This is a genomic window from Psychrobacter sp. Pi2-1 (assembly GCF_904846645.1).
In the GTDB taxonomy this organism is placed as follows: Bacteria; Pseudomonadota; Gammaproteobacteria; order Pseudomonadales; family Moraxellaceae; genus Psychrobacter.
The window spans coordinates 65,156-82,106 of record NZ_CAJHBO010000005.1; the positions used below are offsets into that span (position 1 = coordinate 65,156).

Annotated in this window: 16 protein-coding genes, 1 tRNA gene and 1 other RNA gene; 12 read left to right on the forward strand and 6 right to left on the reverse strand. The window is 43.0% G+C overall.

Annotated elements, in window-relative coordinates:
- Positions 1-96: 96 nt before the first annotated feature.
- From JMX91_RS04545 to JMX91_RS04555, 3 genes are all read right to left on the reverse strand, one after another.
- The gene (locus JMX91_RS04545) at positions 97-633 is read right to left on the reverse strand and encodes a hypothetical protein (RefSeq protein WP_201547910.1); all 537 of its coding nucleotides are present in this window, start codon (positions 631-633) and stop codon (positions 97-99) included.
- Between the two features lie 459 nt (positions 634-1,092).
- Entirely contained in the window at positions 1,093-1,503 is a 411-nt protein-coding gene (locus JMX91_RS04550; RefSeq protein ID WP_201547911.1) for a hypothetical protein, read from the reverse strand.
- A gap of 328 nt (positions 1,504-1,831) precedes the next feature.
- Positions 1,832-4,294 (reverse strand): YgiQ family radical SAM protein, encoded by a 2,463-nt coding sequence (locus tag JMX91_RS04555; RefSeq protein WP_201547912.1) that lies wholly within the window; start codon positions 4,292-4,294, stop codon positions 1,832-1,834.
- A gap of 612 nt (positions 4,295-4,906) precedes the next feature.
- On the opposite strand from JMX91_RS04555, the gene JMX91_RS04560 reads away from it, so the two are divergent.
- Together JMX91_RS04560 and JMX91_RS04565 are read left to right on the forward strand one after the other, a co-directional pair.
- Positions 4,907-6,193: an ammonium transporter gene (locus JMX91_RS04560; RefSeq protein ID WP_201547964.1), complete on the forward strand. Its 1,287-nt coding sequence runs from the start codon at positions 4,907-4,909 to the stop codon at positions 6,191-6,193.
- Between the two features lie 10 nt (positions 6,194-6,203).
- Entirely contained in the window at positions 6,204-6,845 is a 642-nt protein-coding gene (locus JMX91_RS04565) for a hypothetical protein (RefSeq protein ID WP_201547913.1), read from the forward strand.
- A 154-nt stretch (positions 6,846-6,999) separates the two neighbouring features.
- Here JMX91_RS04565 and JMX91_RS04570 read toward each other — a convergent pair whose 3' ends face one another.
- Positions 7,000-7,758, reverse strand: a complete 759-nt coding sequence (locus tag JMX91_RS04570; protein ID WP_201547914.1) for a hypothetical protein — start codon at positions 7,756-7,758, stop codon at positions 7,000-7,002.
- A 164-nt stretch (positions 7,759-7,922) separates the two neighbouring features.
- Positions 7,923-8,390 carry an Lrp/AsnC family transcriptional regulator gene (locus JMX91_RS04575; RefSeq protein WP_114701186.1) on the reverse strand — a complete coding sequence of 156 codons (468 nt, stop codon included), beginning with the start codon at positions 8,388-8,390 and terminating at the stop codon, positions 7,923-7,925.
- A gap of 242 nt (positions 8,391-8,632) precedes the next feature.
- Here JMX91_RS04575 and rarD point away from each other — a divergent pair, with 242 nt between their 5' ends.
- Positions 8,633-9,655, forward strand: coding sequence for an EamA family transporter RarD (rarD, locus tag JMX91_RS04580; RefSeq protein ID WP_265089161.1), 1,023 nt, complete (start codon positions 8,633-8,635; stop codon positions 9,653-9,655).
- 114 nt (positions 9,656-9,769) lie between these two features.
- Here rarD and smpB read toward each other — a convergent pair whose 3' ends face one another.
- A complete protein-coding gene (gene smpB / locus JMX91_RS04585) occupies positions 9,770-10,246 on the reverse strand; it encodes an SsrA-binding protein SmpB (RefSeq protein ID WP_057758370.1) in 477 nt (158 codons plus the stop codon).
- A 251-nt stretch (positions 10,247-10,497) separates the two neighbouring features.
- Here smpB and coaD point away from each other — a divergent pair, with 251 nt between their 5' ends.
- From coaD to JMX91_RS04630, 9 genes are all read left to right on the forward strand, one after another.
- Positions 10,498-11,016 (forward strand): pantetheine-phosphate adenylyltransferase, encoded by a 519-nt coding sequence (coaD, locus tag JMX91_RS04590; protein WP_102078894.1) that lies wholly within the window; start codon positions 10,498-10,500, stop codon positions 11,014-11,016.
- A 95-nt stretch (positions 11,017-11,111) separates the two neighbouring features.
- On the forward strand, positions 11,112-11,360 hold the full coding sequence (locus tag JMX91_RS04595) for a YfhL family 4Fe-4S dicluster ferredoxin (RefSeq protein ID WP_021814308.1): 249 nt from the start codon (positions 11,112-11,114) through the stop codon (positions 11,358-11,360).
- A gap of 55 nt (positions 11,361-11,415) precedes the next feature.
- Positions 11,416-12,741, forward strand: coding sequence for an adenosylmethionine--8-amino-7-oxononanoate transaminase (bioA, locus tag JMX91_RS04600; protein ID WP_227679269.1), 1,326 nt, complete (start codon positions 11,416-11,418; stop codon positions 12,739-12,741).
- A complete protein-coding gene (bioD, locus tag JMX91_RS04605) occupies positions 12,738-13,454 on the forward strand; it encodes a dethiobiotin synthase (RefSeq protein WP_413786769.1) in 717 nt (238 codons plus the stop codon). The genes bioA and bioD overlap by 4 nt, the downstream gene beginning before the upstream one ends.
- Positions 13,455-13,528: 74 nt before the next feature.
- Positions 13,529-13,895, forward strand: an RNA gene (gene rnpB, locus JMX91_RS04610) — RNase P RNA component class A.
- A 121-nt stretch (positions 13,896-14,016) separates the two neighbouring features.
- Positions 14,017-14,093 (forward strand) — tRNA-Met (locus JMX91_RS04615).
- 283 nt (positions 14,094-14,376) lie between these two features.
- Positions 14,377-15,132, forward strand: a complete 756-nt coding sequence (locus JMX91_RS04620) for an ABC transporter permease (protein ID WP_227679270.1) — start codon at positions 14,377-14,379, stop codon at positions 15,130-15,132.
- 46 nt (positions 15,133-15,178) lie between these two features.
- A complete protein-coding gene (locus tag JMX91_RS04625) occupies positions 15,179-15,850 on the forward strand; it encodes an ABC transporter ATP-binding protein (protein ID WP_201547916.1) in 672 nt (223 codons plus the stop codon).
- Positions 15,819-16,934 carry a capsule biosynthesis protein gene (locus tag JMX91_RS04630; RefSeq protein WP_201547917.1) on the forward strand — a complete coding sequence of 372 codons (1,116 nt, stop codon included), beginning with the start codon at positions 15,819-15,821 and terminating at the stop codon, positions 16,932-16,934. The genes JMX91_RS04625 and JMX91_RS04630 overlap by 32 nt, the downstream gene beginning before the upstream one ends.
- The last annotated feature ends 17 nt before the right edge of the window (positions 16,935-16,951 follow it).

Sequence of the window (16,951 nt, forward strand, 5' to 3'; positions counted from 1 at the left end):
TCTGAAAAACGCTATAAAAAACCAATTGAATCATTACCCCAGACTTCTGCATAAAAACCTTGCTGTATATATAACGATGAGATATATCTTAGCATTCTACTCCACCATTTCACCATGCGCTTTCACATCGCCTTTCTTACCATCTGGCTGAATCACGATAGGTAGTACCAGTCCTTTAGCAAAGTCATCAGACAGCACATAATCATAGCGACTGGCAGCGACATCAGGCGTGGTATGAATGATAAGCGTCATCTCATTGCCATCGGTTAGCTCGTGTGAGATATAGGTTTCGCTGAGTTGATCTAATGCTTTCGATAGTGCTTCGTTACTTGCCATGCTCACTGTTAGATTATGCTGAGCGGTCGCAGCGTCCACTTTGAAGTAATCTGCATAGTCTCGGACGTTTTGACTATCGATCGCAAACGGATATTTATAATTGGTAGGGTCAGCAGGCTTCGCACCGCTATCTACCAGTGACCAGTCGATGGTGTCGGCTGCTGGTGCGGATGGATCTGTTGCTGTCTCCGCAGTTTGCTCAGTGGCATCGACAGAATCGGTAGCGTTATCGCAGCCTGTCAGCGCCCACATGCTTGCCGTTGCAATTACCATCATACTTATCAGACGCTTTGCCATCAAGTTACCCTTTTGATTATCGATTATGATTGATTTGCTTTACCTGCTATTTTGACAGCTTTCCTTGTGCTTCTCTAGCGAAATACATTAGATGGTCAGTTTTGATATAGTCTAATCCTCTATAAAAGAATGACAGCGTTAACCTCGCTTGCAGTATCACAGTTATATCTGCACTCGATTGCCTTGTACTACTTTTAAATTGAATCAACTGTATAGTCAAGTCTATATAAATCTGCTACATCGTCATCCTCGCTAAGCATACTAATATATAACTTGCACTCGGTTTCCTTGCATCGAAATTATATTGAACTGACTATACAACTATCTGATACTATTTTTTATAGCCGTCTTTATACGCGTATCAAACGAACAAGCATAAAAAAGCAGCCACTATATGATGACTGCTTTTTTGCTGTTGCGACTATTTGTCTATTACGATATGAGCGTATCTCTAACTGATTAGATTTGGCAGTTTACTTGGTATTCTTTACCGTCAGCCCACTTCATCGCAAAGATACCTTTGTCACCTTTCATATGCCATGCATAGACGACTTCTGGGTTTGAGTCATTTACGTAGCTTGCGACTTCGCCTTTCACTTTACCGTTTAAGATGATTGGCTGATCGGCCCATTTTACTTTTGGCAAGGTGACGTTGAGCATCACTTGTTCTTTATTGATAGATTGCTTTGCCATGATTTTGCTGTCATCGGTACAGGTGTATGGTGCTGGTGCCATACGATCATAGGCAGCGGTTACTTTTTCTGGAACTGGCGTATCAGTTGCATCTGGGGTAGTTGGTGCGGTAGTCGCACAAGCGCTCAATAGGGCAAGAACTGGTAGGGTAGTCGCAATTTTAGTTATCATTTTCATAGTGCTCTCCAAAGCTTTTCACTGTTGTCATTTACTTGTTCTTAATGATGCGTTTAGCATATGAGGGTTATAGTAGCGAAAACGAACCATTTCAATGTTAGAAATTGTTCGTTACCTGTTAGCTTCGTTACCCAACCGCTGTCTAATGTAACTTGTAATCTGCGACAGGGTGAAAAGTAAACAGTGTTAGTTTGAAATGTGCATCTATGAAATTAGCGCGTAAAAAAGCGCCTATCAACGAGTGGCTGATAGGCGCTTTTTTGTTTTACTTAACACGCTCTATATTGAGCATGCATTTTTATACTATGAACACTATTTGCTGTGAACACTACTTGGTTTTGCGTGGTGGCAGACCAGTATGCTGCGTCTGGAAGTTACCTTTACTCACTTTCTTCTTACTATTTTTACCGACAGCATTTTTACCTGCTGCACCTTTAGCTGACGCATTGCTGTTTGACGAGCCATTACTGCGCTTCACTGAGTCATTGCCAACACGGCTATTCTTTTTGCGCGCTGATTGATAAGTATCTTGCGCGGCATCACGCCCTTCTAAACTGGCGTTAAATGGTGGAATCAAGCAACCACGGTTTTTACCAATCAAGTCGCTACGACCCATGTCTTGCAGGGCTTTACGTAGTAGTACCCAGTTTTTTGGATCATGATAGCGCAAGAACGCTTTATGCAGTTTGCGCTGCTTGCCAGACTTGACGATATCCATGTCACCTTCATCACGGCTGACCTTATGTAGCGGATCTTTGTGCGTGTGATACATGGTAGTCGCGGTCGCCATTGGGCTTGGATAAAACGCCTGTACTTGGTCAGCACGGTAGCCATTACTTTTGAGCCAAAGCGCAAGGTTCATCATATCTTCATCTTTAGTTCCCGGATGGGCGGCGATGAAGTAAGGAATCAGATATTGCTCTTTGCCCGCTTCTTGGCTGAATTGCTCAAACATGGCTTTGAACTGATCATAACTGCCCATGCCCGGCTTCATCATCTTCGATAGCACGCCTTCTTCAGAGTGCTCAGGCGCAATCTTGAGGTAACCACCGACGTGATGACTGACCAATTCTTTCACATATTCAGGATCTTTTACTGCCAAGTCATAGCGTAAGCCTGAAGCAATCAGGATTTTTTTCACGCCTTTGATATCACGCGCTTTGCGATATAGCTTGGTCAAATTACTATGATCAGTGATTAGGTTTTCACAGACATCAGGATAGACACAAGATGGCTTACGGCAGTTCTTTTCAATCGTTTCGTCTTTACAGCTGAGGCGATACATATTGGCTGTTGGGCCACCAAGGTCAGATATCACACCAGTAAAGTTCGGTGCGGTATCGCGAATGGCTTCTACTTCACGCAAGATTGAATCTTCTGAACGGCTCTGGATAATACGGCCTTCATGCTCAGTGATCGAGCAGAAGGTACAACCACCAAAACAGCCGCGCATGATATTGACCGAAAATTTGATCATGTCATAAGCAGGGATACGCGCATCGCCATAGCTTGGATGCGGCAGGCGTGCATACGGCAGGTCAAACACATAATCCATCTCTTCTGTCGAGAGTGGCACTGGTGGCGGATTGAGCCAAACGTCGATAGAAGTATGCGAGTTACCAGCACCGCTGCTATGACGCTGTACGAGCGCACGGGCGTTACCTGGATTGGTCTCTAAATGCAGGATACGACTTGCATGAGCATAAAGTACAGGGTCAGATTTGACATGCTCATAGTCAGGCAGACGAATCACTGTCTTTTCGCGTGGTGGCATTTTTAGCTTATGCTTACGTGCGGTCATTGGCTTATCAAAGCCGCGCATTTGCACCACTTGCGTCTCTTCATCGACTTGTTCAGCGTTGATGACTTTATTGGCAACTGGCTCAGCAACAAAGCCCTGATATTGTGATGACATAGATGAAGGCATGGCTTGGCCAACAGGCGAGTCCGATGGTTTGCTCTGCTCAATTGAACAGCTATCAACGTCTTCGGTCATTACATAAGGGTTGATGATTGGATCGACACGGCCAACGGTATCGACATCGTTACTCGCGACCTCAGTCATATCTTCTTGCCAGTGGCGACGAGTCGGGGTCAATAAGTAAGCCGTACCGCGCAATTTGCTCATCTGCTCAAAGCTATAGCCTTTAGACAGACCATGTACCACATCGACGATTGCACGCTCAGCATTACCATATAGTAAGACATCAGCACGCGCATCCAACAAGATACTGCGGCGAACTTTGTCTGACCAATAATCATAATGAGCGATACGGCGTAGACTGCCTTCAATACCGCCTAAGATAATTGGCACATCAGGATAGGCTTCACGGCAGCGCTGGCTATAGACGATAGCCGCGCGATCAGGGCGTTTGTTTGCCACGTTACCAGGCGAGTAGGCATCATCGCTACGGATTTTACGATCGGCGGTATAGCGGTTGATCATGCTGTCCATGTTGCCCGCGGTTACGCCGTACGCATAGACAGGTTTGCCCAGTTCCATAAAGGCGTCTTTGCTCTTCCAATCTGGCTGAGCGATGATACCAACACGGAAGCCTTGTGACTCTAATAGGCGACCGATGATGGCCATACCAAAGCTTGGATGATCGACATAGGCATCACCTGAGATGATGATGACATCACAAGCATCCCAGCCCAAATCGTCCATTTCTTTGCGGCTCATCGGTAGATAAGGCGCCGGCTCGTAGCAGCTCGCCCAGTGTTTGTCATAATCATAAAGTGGCTTGGTGCCTTGTTTAAAGGCAGTGCGGGCGATGGTATCGGCAGACATGGGCGGACCTGTTAATTAGAAAAATGGCACTAAAAATACAGCCCTTATTACCCAATGATAATAAAGGCGAATTTAAAAGCGCTCATTTTAACATGAATCGCCTTCACTATGCGACCTATTCTATGAGTGACGATTGCAGATAAGTTATTGATAGCGCGAGATAAACTGCTCATGCAAAGTAAGCTATCCGCACAGCAAAATAATGGCAAAAACAGTCTAGACAGAACAGTCACATTATCAGTTCAATCAAACTTACTTCCAACAATCATTCTCTACCCTAGTTCAATTTATGCTTACATCGTCACAAGCATAACTATCAAAATACCGACTTGGCTGATACTAGTCATTTGTTTTCTTATATTTATGATTTTCTTTAATTCCTAATAGTAGATTTTGGCACAGGTTTTGCTCCACCCTTATTAGGGCTTATTTGTGTGCATTAATGAGTAAAAATAGTGCACCGATAAAATTTGAACGGCTAGATAAGTGTTTGGAGATAAAATGAGAACATCCTCTGTTGGACTGGACACGATAAAGACATTATTAAAACTATTACAACTATTAAGAGCATCGCTAAGTAATAAGCTGGTACTAAGTACATTATCGTTTGCAATGATAAGTAGCGCCCAAGCTGCTGAGACTGACACATTGACCGTGGCGCAGCTGCTCGAATATCAAAACATCGCTTGGATTATCTGGGGCGGGGTATTGGTGTTCTTTATGCAGGCAGGTTTTGCTCTACTTGAGAGCGGTTCAGTACGAGCGAAAAATGCGGTAAACGTGATGATGAAAAACTACACCGATATGTGTATCGGTGGTCTGGCGTTCTACTTAGTTGGTTTTGGGCTAATGATGGGTACCAATCACTCCGGATTCGTCGGTACGGATCATTTTATGCCAGTCGCGTTGTCCAATATGGACTGGGCACTGATGTTCTTTCAGATGATGTTTGCAGCGACAGCGGTGACGATTGCGAGTGGTGCAATGGCAGAGCGTGTCTCCTTTATTGGCTATGCGGTTGCCGCCTGTTTGATTTGTTTGTTTATCTATCCTGTGTTTGCCAGCTGGGTATGGGGTGGTTACTTTGGCGGGACGGGCTGGCTAGCTGAGCTTGGTTTTATTGATTTTGCTGGGTCTACTGTTGTGCATTCTATCGGTGGTTGGTTGGCATTAGCAGGCATCTTGGTCATTGGCCCAAGATTAGGCCGCTTTGCACCTGATGGCACACCAAGACTCATCGCAGGGCATAACATGACGTTGCTGGCGTTAGGCGGATTTATCTTATGGTTTGGTTGGTTCGGCTTTAATGCTGGATCGACATTGTCTATCACTGGCAATATTGGTCTAATTGCAGTCAATACTTTTGTCGCAGCAGTGAGTGCAGTGGTGAGCTATATGCTTATCTCTCGTACGCTTAACAAAGCCATTTTGCTGAGCGATAGTGTCAATGCCAGTTTGATTGGTCTCGTATCGATTACCGCAGGCTGCGCGACCACAACGCCTGTATTTGCCATTATTATCGGTGCGGTCGCTTCAGTGGTGTATATCTTATCATCGCAAGCGTTATTAAAATTCAAAGTAGACGATGTAGTATCGGCAGTAGCAGTACATGGCTTTGGCGGGGCATGGGGTACGCTCGCCGCAGGATTGTTTTATACAGGAGATTTGTTTAACTTATCACGGCTTGGTGTACAAGCGCTGGGCGTTGGTGTGGCGTTAGGCTGGGGGCTGGGATTGGGTCTGGTGATGTATAAGCTGATTGATCTAAGCTTCGGGTTAAAAGCCAGCCGCTTACATGAGCAGCGCGGTCTTGATTATACCGAGCATGCAGAGCTTGGTTATCCTGAGTTCCAGAAGCAAATGTTTGATTCCAAGAGTTTAACCGAGCGGCATTTATAGGAGCGAGCTGATGAATATTGATACTCAATCCGTAGACCAAGCTGTGACTGCAATGGCAGAAGTGCTTGCCGATTATCTACACCCTGAAGAGGTGCGGCTGCTTAAATCACAGTGGCAGCGATACTCGACTGTCTCAGTAAAAATGATGCAACAGTGCGTCTTGGATGCGACACGGCGCTATCCTGAGCTGCAAGCTTATAAGTCTGACATTAGGAAAGGCTTTTGGGCTACGTTGCAAACGGACAGTCAGCAAACAGTCGAGTCTGATAGTCACAATAGCCATAATGGTCATAATAAAGCAATCAAAGCGCCAGTCCCTGTCTCTGAGTTGGTTTTGGCATTTTATACTGCCATAGAAGCACTGCGCAGTCAGCTATCAGAAACAGAAAGTCGCAACCTATTTCTGACCATGCACCAAACTGTTTCGCAAGAACGCACCTTCAAAGGGCATAGTCTTAACATCAGTCGGTTTTTAGAAGGCAATCGTCCGTCTGTACCTGATAATGAGCACCTGTTAAATAATTTGATGCAGCTGGCTTATGTATGCTTATGCGATGTTGCAGGTCCTGTCGAAGCAGATGAGATGATGTTTCGAGCGGCAGAGAAGGCAAAACAAAATTACCCGAAAACACTGGTCGAAAAGTTATTCTAAGATATGAAGCAGGCATGTTACGGTTGGGTGCGAAATACCTTTCGATAACGTGCCTTATATAAAGGGGCTTTTATAACTTAGCTTTCATTATGTAGCTTTCATAACGCACCTTGAAACTTGATGCTAGACGATGAGTAGTCTAATAGTTAGCGATTTAATCTAATAACTGAAGCGGGAAAGTAACTACGTCAAAGGCAAGGGCAAAGGGTAGTAATACTAGCTTTTGTGCGCCATTTGGACCGCTACGAGTGACGACATCTTGCTGAGTCTGTGTATAGAAGCTTACCGTATATGGTTTGGTCAGTGCGCGATAGTTTGACTGAATTAACCCTAAGTTACTAACTTGTGGATAGATAGCGCCTTTGACAGGAACGCTAAAGCAGAAGCGCTGAGCATTGATACGTTGATCGCTCGCGGAGGTGCACTCTTTACCATTATTTTGCAAAAAGAACTGATAGTCTGAGCGTCCAAACTCATCTTTTAATTTAGCATAAGACAGTTTCATTTCACCTTGGAAGTACCCATCGTTGTTGGGTACATGAAAGCTCATGTCGTTATCCACTTGAATATTTTTTTGCGTGAGATTGCTCAGTAAGTTCACCATTTCTGTCCCACCTTGGGTGAGGACGTAGCTGTTCTTCTCTCCTACGATAACCATTGACGCGTTTGGCATTTTTGGTAACGCCTGAGCAGGACGACCAAAGGCAATAATTTGATCTTCAGACAGTATCTGCTTCGTTGTGTTTGTGGTGACATGCCCGCTATTTTCTAACAATGAGCTAGTCGCACAGCCAGAGCTGGCTAGTACCGCGGCAAACAAGGCGCCTGCTATTACCTTTTTTGAATTTAATGGGTTTAATGGTTTTAGTGACGCTTTCATGTTTTTATTAGCAGCGTTTGTATGGTCAGTCATGATTAGGCTTCCTTGTCCAAAAAATGGGCTTACGAAATTAACTATCGAGTTTTTATTTCTTCTCGGATGTCTGGTGAATATCGTACAGGCTGTAGAGGCAACTTAGCTACTCATCATCCATTGTCATATGATAGGTAAGTGTAGCTTAGACGGATTAACTATAATTAATCTAGGGTAATTTTAGTTCCACTCTTAGTAAAGTTCATCACAAACTGGCTTTTGAAATTGCGTACATTATTTTCGTAAGTCAGTAAGCTGCGAGTGAACTGATGATAGTCGCTCATGTTTTTTGCATTGACCATCAACATAAAATCAAAATCGCCCGATACTTCATAGCAGCTCATGATTCGTGATTGCGCATCCATTAGGCGCTCAAACCGATGCTGCATTGAGGTATTAGAGCGCTCCATTTCTATCATTACCACTGCTGTCAGACCGTAGCCCACTTTGTCAGGATTGACGATGGCTACTTGTTTGGTAATCACGTCACTATCTATGAGCGCCTGTATACGCCGCTGCGCCGTCGCAATAGATACATGCACTTGCTCTGCGACAGTTTTAAGCGGTAATGTCGCATCATCTTGTAGCAAGTTCAAAATAGCTTTATCAATATTATCTAAAGTATGGCTCATATCAGGACATCCTTAATAACGGCAGTTTTTATCTTTTTTTATAAATATTATCACTATAAAGTTTAATATAAGAAAATAATAGTTTATACGACATGTATTTGATATTTTTATTCATAAATATATCTATATAGAGATAATATATCAAAGCAGCCTAGTAAAATAGATCATATCAATTAGAGCTGCTTCAAAATAAGAGCTAGCAATTGGTTTTTTATCATCTATTAATATCTACGGTGCTTATCATGTCTATCTCAATGTTCTCCAATGTATTCGCTAATACCCTAGCAACGACTGCTGCACGTTTGCCACTACCTGCGATTTGGACGACAGGTAGCGCACAACAACGCACTCTGATATTAGGGGTGTCTTTTGCCATATTGTCTAATGTGCTATTTGGCGTACTCTATGCGTATAGCAGTTTTTTAGCGCCATTATCAGGGACGCAAGTTTTTATCTGGCGTATGCTCGCAATGTGGGCAGCGTTGGTTGGATACCTGATGGTAAGTGGACGTCTAGGATTACACATTGATAAATTGAAAGTGTTAAAAGGCGCTAAGCAATGGGCTTGGTTGCTATTACCTACACCGATATTTCTCAGCCAGTTTTGGTTATTTATGTGGGGGCCAGTGAATGGCCAAGGTGTGCAAACCGCGATGGGATACTTCTTATTCCCGTTAATGATGGTGGTGTTTGGTTGTGTCCTCTTTGGCGAAAAACTAAGCCGTTTGCAATGGTTGGCAGTAGCCTTTGCTGCATTGGGTGTGGGTAGCGAAGTTATTCGTACCCAAAGTGTCTCTTGGGCGACGCTATGGGTATGCGGTACGTATCCGGTTTATTACATTTTACGCCGACTGCAGGGAGTCGGTGCAGTGACTGGGTTGTTGGTTGATTTAACGATATTTGCGCCCTTTGCGCTGGCTTACTTGTTCTTCTTTGCCCCAAGCAGTTTGGCATTGGTTAGCGGCTCTGGTTTCTTTATCATGATGCTAATAGGTTTGGGTGTGCTCAGTGTCTTGGCGATGAAGACCAATATTGATGCCAGTCAAATGCTACCAGTTAACGTCTATGGCATGATGAGCTATTTGGAACCTGCGTTGCTATTTATTTTGGCAGTGACCGTACTAGGTAACCCATTTGAGTCAGCGATGATCTATAGCTATGGTCTGATTTGGCTAGGTATTGCGTGTTTGATTGCGCATGGTGTTAGGCAATTGCGTCAGGCTAGCAGAAAGACAGCAGCGTCTCTAGAAGAGCAAATGGCATAGAAAGCCACTGGCTAGATATTATAAAGGTTACTATTTTATTAAACGTCACAAACAACAAAAAAGGACGGCTCAGTAAATATTGAGTCGTCCTTCTTTATATAGATTAAATAACACTTAATCTAAATGTTGCTTAAAGCCGCGTTGCTTATCACGTTCCCAGTCACGATCTTTTAGCGTTTTACGTTTGTCATGCTGCTTTTTACCCAATGCTAGGCCAATTTGGCATTTCACCAATGAGTTTTTCCAGTAGCAAGACAGCGGTACACAAGCGTAGCCTTTCTGGTTGATTGCCCCAGATAGTTTCTCGATTTCACGACGATTTAGCAGCAGTTTACGGGTACGAATACTGTCTGGACTAACGTGCGTTGAGCTCGATAGTAATGGCTGAATGTGCGCCCCGAATAAGAAAGCTTCGTTATTGCGGAATATGACATACGCTTCGGTGATAGTCATTTTTCCTGCACGAATGGCTTTGACTTCCCAACCTTGTAATGCCAGTCCTGCCTCAAAGGTTTCTTCGATAAAGTACTCATGACGCGCCTTTTTATTGGCGCAAATCTGATTATCTGGCTTTTTTGATTTTTTTGACATAATTTCTCCATAAGGATGACCTAAAACATAGGCTCCTTATTTAATCAGTCCCACTAATTCCTCATCCTAATCCAATAAATAGTCTTGTTTTTTATTTCGATTATGAGATGGATGAGTCGAACTGCCTATTGTATCAAAGCCTCTGATGAAAAGGTAAATCAGCTATTAGGACAAATGTAGCAGATAAGTATTAAGTTTGAGCAAAATTTGCTAGCATATGGCCTAATATCACCGATTATATCAGTCATGCTATGAGCCACTCTATTTCTCCCAATTCCTCAAAGCTACATACCAAAATTCTATACCCTGGTACCTTTGATCCTATTACTAATGGTCATGTAGATTTGGTCACACGCGCCGTCAAGCTATTTGATGAGGTCGTTATCGCGGTTGCCTCAGGCCATCATAAAAAACCCTTGTTTAATTTTGAAGAGCGCGTTGCTTTGGTCGAAACCGTGTTTGCTGATTTACCGCAAGTATCTGTGATTGGTTTTGAAGGGCTGCTTGTTGACTTTATGCGTGAAAAAAACGCCACGGCAGTTTTGCGTGGCTTGCGAGCGATGTCAGATTTTGAGTACGAGTTTCAGCTAGCTAATATGAATCGTGAGCTTGATGAAAACTTTGAGGCAGTGTTTTTGACCCCATCTCAAAATTACTCATTTATCTCATCTACCATGATTCGCGAAATTGCTAAGCTTGGCGGTGACGTCAATAAATTCGTTCCACCCTGTGTTTTGCAAGCATTCGACAAAAAGTTAAATATCAAATAAAAGATGCTGTATCAAAGATATGCTGCTAGCACTTGCTAAAACAGTAAGGAGCAGCCATATATGACTGATATAAGCAAAAATATAAGGAACAGTTCATGGCACTATTAATCACTGATGAGTGCATCAACTGTGATGTGTGCGAGCCTGCTTGCCCCAATGAAGCCATCTCAGAAGGGGATGATATCTATGTCATTGACCCTGATCTATGTACAGAATGTGTTGGACATTTTGACGAGCCACAATGTGTTGTGATTTGTCCAGTCGACTGTATTCCTCACGATCCCAATCATGTCGAGACTGAAAGCGACCTGCTATCTAAATACAAACGTATTACGGGTCAATAAAGTATCTATAAGCGATTGATGACGTTTGGGTTTACAACGTTTTAGGGACAACACGATGACCATGGAAACAACAACCACGCAAGCCGTCCAAGTCACAAATGACTTTGATCAGCAACATCTTTGGCACCCTTATGCCAGCCTGCCACCCACTTATCCTAATATCGTAATTGATCGTGCCGAAGGTATTTATATCATCACCGAAGATGGTACTCGCCTGATCGATGGTATGTCGTCATGGTGGGCGAGCGTTCATGGTTACAACCATTCAAAACTGAATAACGCACTGACTAAGCAGTTGGGTAAAATGGCGCATGTCATGTTTGGTGGGTTAACCCATCAGCCAGCGATAGATTTGGGCAAAAAACTGCTCGACATTGTACCTGCCGGACTTGATGCGATTTTTTATGCTGACAGTGGCAGTATTGCGGTAGAAGTGGCGCTAAAAATGGCACTGCAATATCAAGTAGCTGCTAAGCATCCAAACAAGCAGCAGTTTGCATCAACCCATTCAGGGTATTACGGAGACACGTGGCATGCCATGAGTGTCTGTGATCCTATTAATGGAATGCACAGTCTATATGGCAAGCAGTTACCGATGCAGCATTTTGTCCCTGCGCCGCCACTTGGCTTTGATCGCGCATTGACAGTGGATGAGCGTGAATCATTAGCTCAGTTTTTTGTCGAGTATGGTGAGCAGTTGGCGGGTTTTATTATTGAGCCGATTATCCAGGGTGCAGGCGGGATGCGTTTTTATAGTCCTGAATATCTACAATTGCTGCGTCAACTGTGCGATGAGTACGATGTACTATTGATTGCGGATGAAATCGCCACTGGGTTTGGTCGTAGTGGTAAATTGTTTGCGTGTGAACATGCAGCTATTAGCCCTGATATCATGACCATTGGCAAGGCGCTAACGGGTGGCTATATGACTTTTGCCGCCACGCTATGTACCCGAAAAATTGCCGATACCATCCATAATAGTGACTATCCAGCGCTGATGCATGGCCCAACCTTTATGGGCAATCCACTGGCTTGTGCGGTTACGTGTGCATCGATTGATTTGATTATGTCTTATGATATTGAAGCGTGTACCGCAAACATGCAGACTATTATGGAACAGCAGCTAGCGCCTGCTGCGTTATTAGACGGTGTTGTCGAGGTACGTTGTTTGGGCGCAGTTGCTGTGATTGAGTTGCATGAAGCGGTTGATATGCCTGTATTTCAATCTTTGTTGATTGATAATGGTATTTGGGTCAGACCATTTGGCAAGCTGGTGTATATCATGCCACCCTACGTGATTACTGTTGATGAGCTGACTACCTTATGCCAAGCGCTGCTAAAAGTAGTGCGTATGTATTTAGAAGACCGAGGTCAATCATGAGTGTTTTATTTGTTTCTGGTATCGATACCGATATAGGTAAAACTTATGCTACTGGGCTGCTTGCTAAAGCCCTTATGCAGCAAGGCTTAAATGTCATCACTCAAAAGCTAGTACAGACGGGTGTATCGATAAATCCAGATAATGGTGAGATGAATATCGCTGATGATATTATTACGCATCGTCAATTAATGGACATACCTCTGCAGCCATGTGACCTCGATTTTACGACTTGTGCTCATCGTTATAAAAAGCCTGCGTCTCCTCATTTGGCTACTAAACTATCAGGGGAAACACTTGATCCTGATATGATTACTAACGCCACCAAGCGCTTACAGTTACATTACGATGCGGTACTACTAGAAGGTGCAGGTGGCTTACTTGTACCGATCACAGAGAATCTACTAATATTAGATTATATTGCTGAGCAAGGCTATCCAGTTATTTTGGTCACCTCTGGTCGATTGGGCAGCATCAATCATACGTTGCTGAGTTTAGAAGCTATAAAGTCGCGCGGATTAATAGTACATAGCGTAATTTATAATCATATTCATGATGATACTGAGCAAACGGATACTGAAATCGCAAATAGCACTATTGAATTTCTACGAAAATATTTGGACAATCATTATCCCGCAGCGCATTGGCTACAGATACCATATCTAAAAGATAATGTGGTCGGTAATATTGAAACACTGCCAGAAAATTTTGTTTAGCCTGTTTATGTTGTCTTTAAAAATAAATTCAAAAGACATGCGCAGGTAGTCATAAGTTTGCTATACTAGCGCGCTTGGTAGACTAGGCGATCGCCGCTGCACACTGGCAACAGATGAGCAGGGGAGGAAAGTCCGGGCTACATAGGGCAGCGTGCCAGCTAACAGCTGGGCAGGGTAACTTGACGACCAGTGCAGCAGAGAGTAGACCGCCTTTAGTATCTTAGGGTATTATCGGTAAGGGTGAAAGGGTGCGGTAAGAGCGCACCGCGTGGCTGGCAACAGTTCACGGCATGGTAAACTCCACGCGTAGCAAGACCAAATAGGCATCGGCATGGCGCGGCCCGCGTTCGATGCGGGTAGGTTGCTTGAGCGTATTAGCGATGATACGCCTAGAGGAATGATCGTCCACGACAGAACCCGGCTTATCGGTTTACCAAACCTTTTTTATTGTTTGATGTAGTAATAGTTGCAATTAATTTGAATTAAATTCGTTTTTTTGCAAAAAATGCTTATTAGGGGTTGACGGCAGTCAACAGCTTGGGCATAATGTGCAGCCTAAAACGGCGATGTAGCTCAGCTGGTTAGAGCGCATGACTCATAATCGTGAGGTCAAGAGTTCAAGTCTCTTCATCGCCACCATATATAGCAGTACTAAAAAAACCAATCTATCGAGATTGGTTTTTTTTTGCCTGAAATAAAGGGTTTTATAAACTAGAAGCCATTGATAAATAGCGTTTTGGATGACAATTACTTACAGATTTCTTACTAAATCATAGGTTTATCTGTTTGTATACAGATTAAATCTTGTAACTTATGTCGCGCTTACTTATCATAGGGGCTGTTTTCGGTAAAGTCCTGTAACGCCATGTCTGTCCAACTACCTCCTTATCGTCCTATCAAGCATCGCAGTGGCCTTAAAGTCATGGGTGCAGCCTTCCATGCATTGCTCATGCGTGAGTTACAGACTCGCTTTGGTGGATATCGTTTGGGTTATCTTTGGGCGCCGCTTGAAGTCCTTTTCCAAATATTAATATTTTTAGTGATTTTTGGCGTGATCATGGAACGCGCTTTGCCGGGAATGGATTTCTCTTTATTCTTAGTTGCGGGAATGGTTCCTTTTCGAATGTTCCAAAAGATAGCAACGAGAGCTCTAGGAGCAGTCGACGCTAACAAAGGCTTATTGATGTACCGGTCAATTAAACACATTGATGTGATTATTGCACGCTCATTTTTAGAACTGGTGATTTATTTTTTTACATCTATACTACTACTTCTAGGGTTGGCTTTTTTCGATATTTATGCCAACTTAGAAAACCTTCACATTGTATTGTTTTGTTGGATAACGCTATTTATATTTAGCTTTGGCGTTGCTCTGATTATGATGGTTGTGGGATATTATGGTGGCGAAATCAGTAAAGTAATTACTATATTGTTTACCATACTGTATTTCACATCCGGTATCATTTACCCGATTCATATTATCCCTGAACCATATTTTAGTTATTTACTTTATAACCCTTTTATTCACAATATTGAGCTGATTAGACACGCCTTTGCACCCAATTATCCAGCCGATCATATTGATATTTGGTACTTTTTAGAATGGATGTTCGTTGTAAACTTTTTGGGACTTTTACTCTATAAGTATGCTGAACGTGACATGATCCGTTCTCGTTAAGGTAATATCAATAATTATGAGCACTAATATTAAGAAAGGTGAGTAAATGATTGAAATAAAAAATATTTCTAAGTCATTTATGACAAAGAAAGGCCGTCATTACTTGTTCAAAGATTTAAACCTGACTATTGGTGATAAACAAAGTGTGGGCTTGCTTGGTCGTAATGGCGCTGGTAAGTCAACACTGCTACGTATTATATGTGGACTTGATGAGCCAGATCATGGAGAGGTTATTACCGATTCGACTATTTCTTGGCCAGTTGGGGTGGCAGGTGGTTTTCAAGGTAGTCTAACAGGTCGTCAAAATGTACGCTTTGTTTGTCGCTTATATTCAAGTGGTCCTTATATTGATGAAAAAATTCGTTTTGTCGAAGAATTTGCTGATATTGGCAGCTATTTTGATATGCCGGTAAAAAGCTACTCATCAGGAATGAAAGCTCGATTAACGTTCGGTTTAAGCTTAGCCTTCGATTTTGATTACTATATGCTTGATGAAGCAGGTGCCGTTGGTGATGCAGCATTCCGTAAGCGTAGTGAAGAGATCTTAGCGGCCCGCCGCGCACAAGCGGGATTTTTAATAGTGTCGCACAATATTGGTGATATCAAACGAAACTGCGATATTGGTATTGTACTAATGGATCAAACAGCACACGTGTTTGACGATACAACAGAAGCGATTGAGGTTTATGAAAAGCATATCCACAAAGCAAAAAAGTAAGATAATTAACTTCTCGCTGTTTATCGGCTTGGTCATCCTTCCTTGGTTGCTCGTTATATACTATGTAATGACACTGGCGCATCCGCGCTTCGTTTCGACTGCAGATGTAGTGGTCAAACAAGTCAGTGATACTAACGTATCTTCTGGAGGTGGCATATCAGCTCTATTGGGCGTAAATAGTACCAGTAAAGAAGATGCGACCTATTTGACGGAATATATTCTGTCGAATGATATGGTGAAGCGACTCGATAGTAAGTTTAAGTTCCGAGACGCTTACTATGTTGATGGTTCTGATCCTATTTATGAAATCGATCCTGATGCAACCCAAGAAGATTTACTTGAGTACTTCAAAAAACGGGTTCACATTGATCTCGATGAGCAGAGCTATGTGCTTTCGGTATCAACAGAAGGCTTTGACTCAAAGTATGCTTTTGAGCTGAACAAAGCGATCTTAGGAGAGTCTGAGCGTTTTGTGAACCGCATTTCACAAGAAGTGGCTCGTGATCAATTGGCGTTTGCAGAAACTCAGTTAGACGAATCAGAAGAGCGTTTAAATGATGCCAAAGAGCAGCTATTAAACTATCAGAATGAAAACGAAATCTATGACCCACAAGCCAATGCGCAAATCGTCAATCAGTTAATTGGCAGCTTGCAAGCGCAATTAAGCTCTTTGCGTACCGAAGAGCGTCAGTTACTCAGTTATCTAAATCCGGATGCGCCGCAAGTGGTTTCACTAAGAAGCCAGATAAAAGCCGTTGAAGAGCAGATCACTCAAGAACAAACCAAATTGACATCACCAAATACAACCAAATTAAACCGTCAAGCGGTACAGTTTGAGACCATCAAGGCAGATGTGGATTTTGCCACCGAGTTGTATAAATTGTCGTTGTCATCGCTTGAAAAATCAAGACTAGAAGCATTCAAGAAAATGAAAAACTTGATTGTGATCTCTACGCCCTATGAAGCTGAAGATGCAACATATCCGCGCCAAGCGTATCTCATTTGGACATCGCTTGCATTGCTCTTAATGCTCTACGGATTTGTACGTTTGGTAATGGCAGTTGTCCGTGATCACCGCAGCTAATCTTGAAAAACCAGATA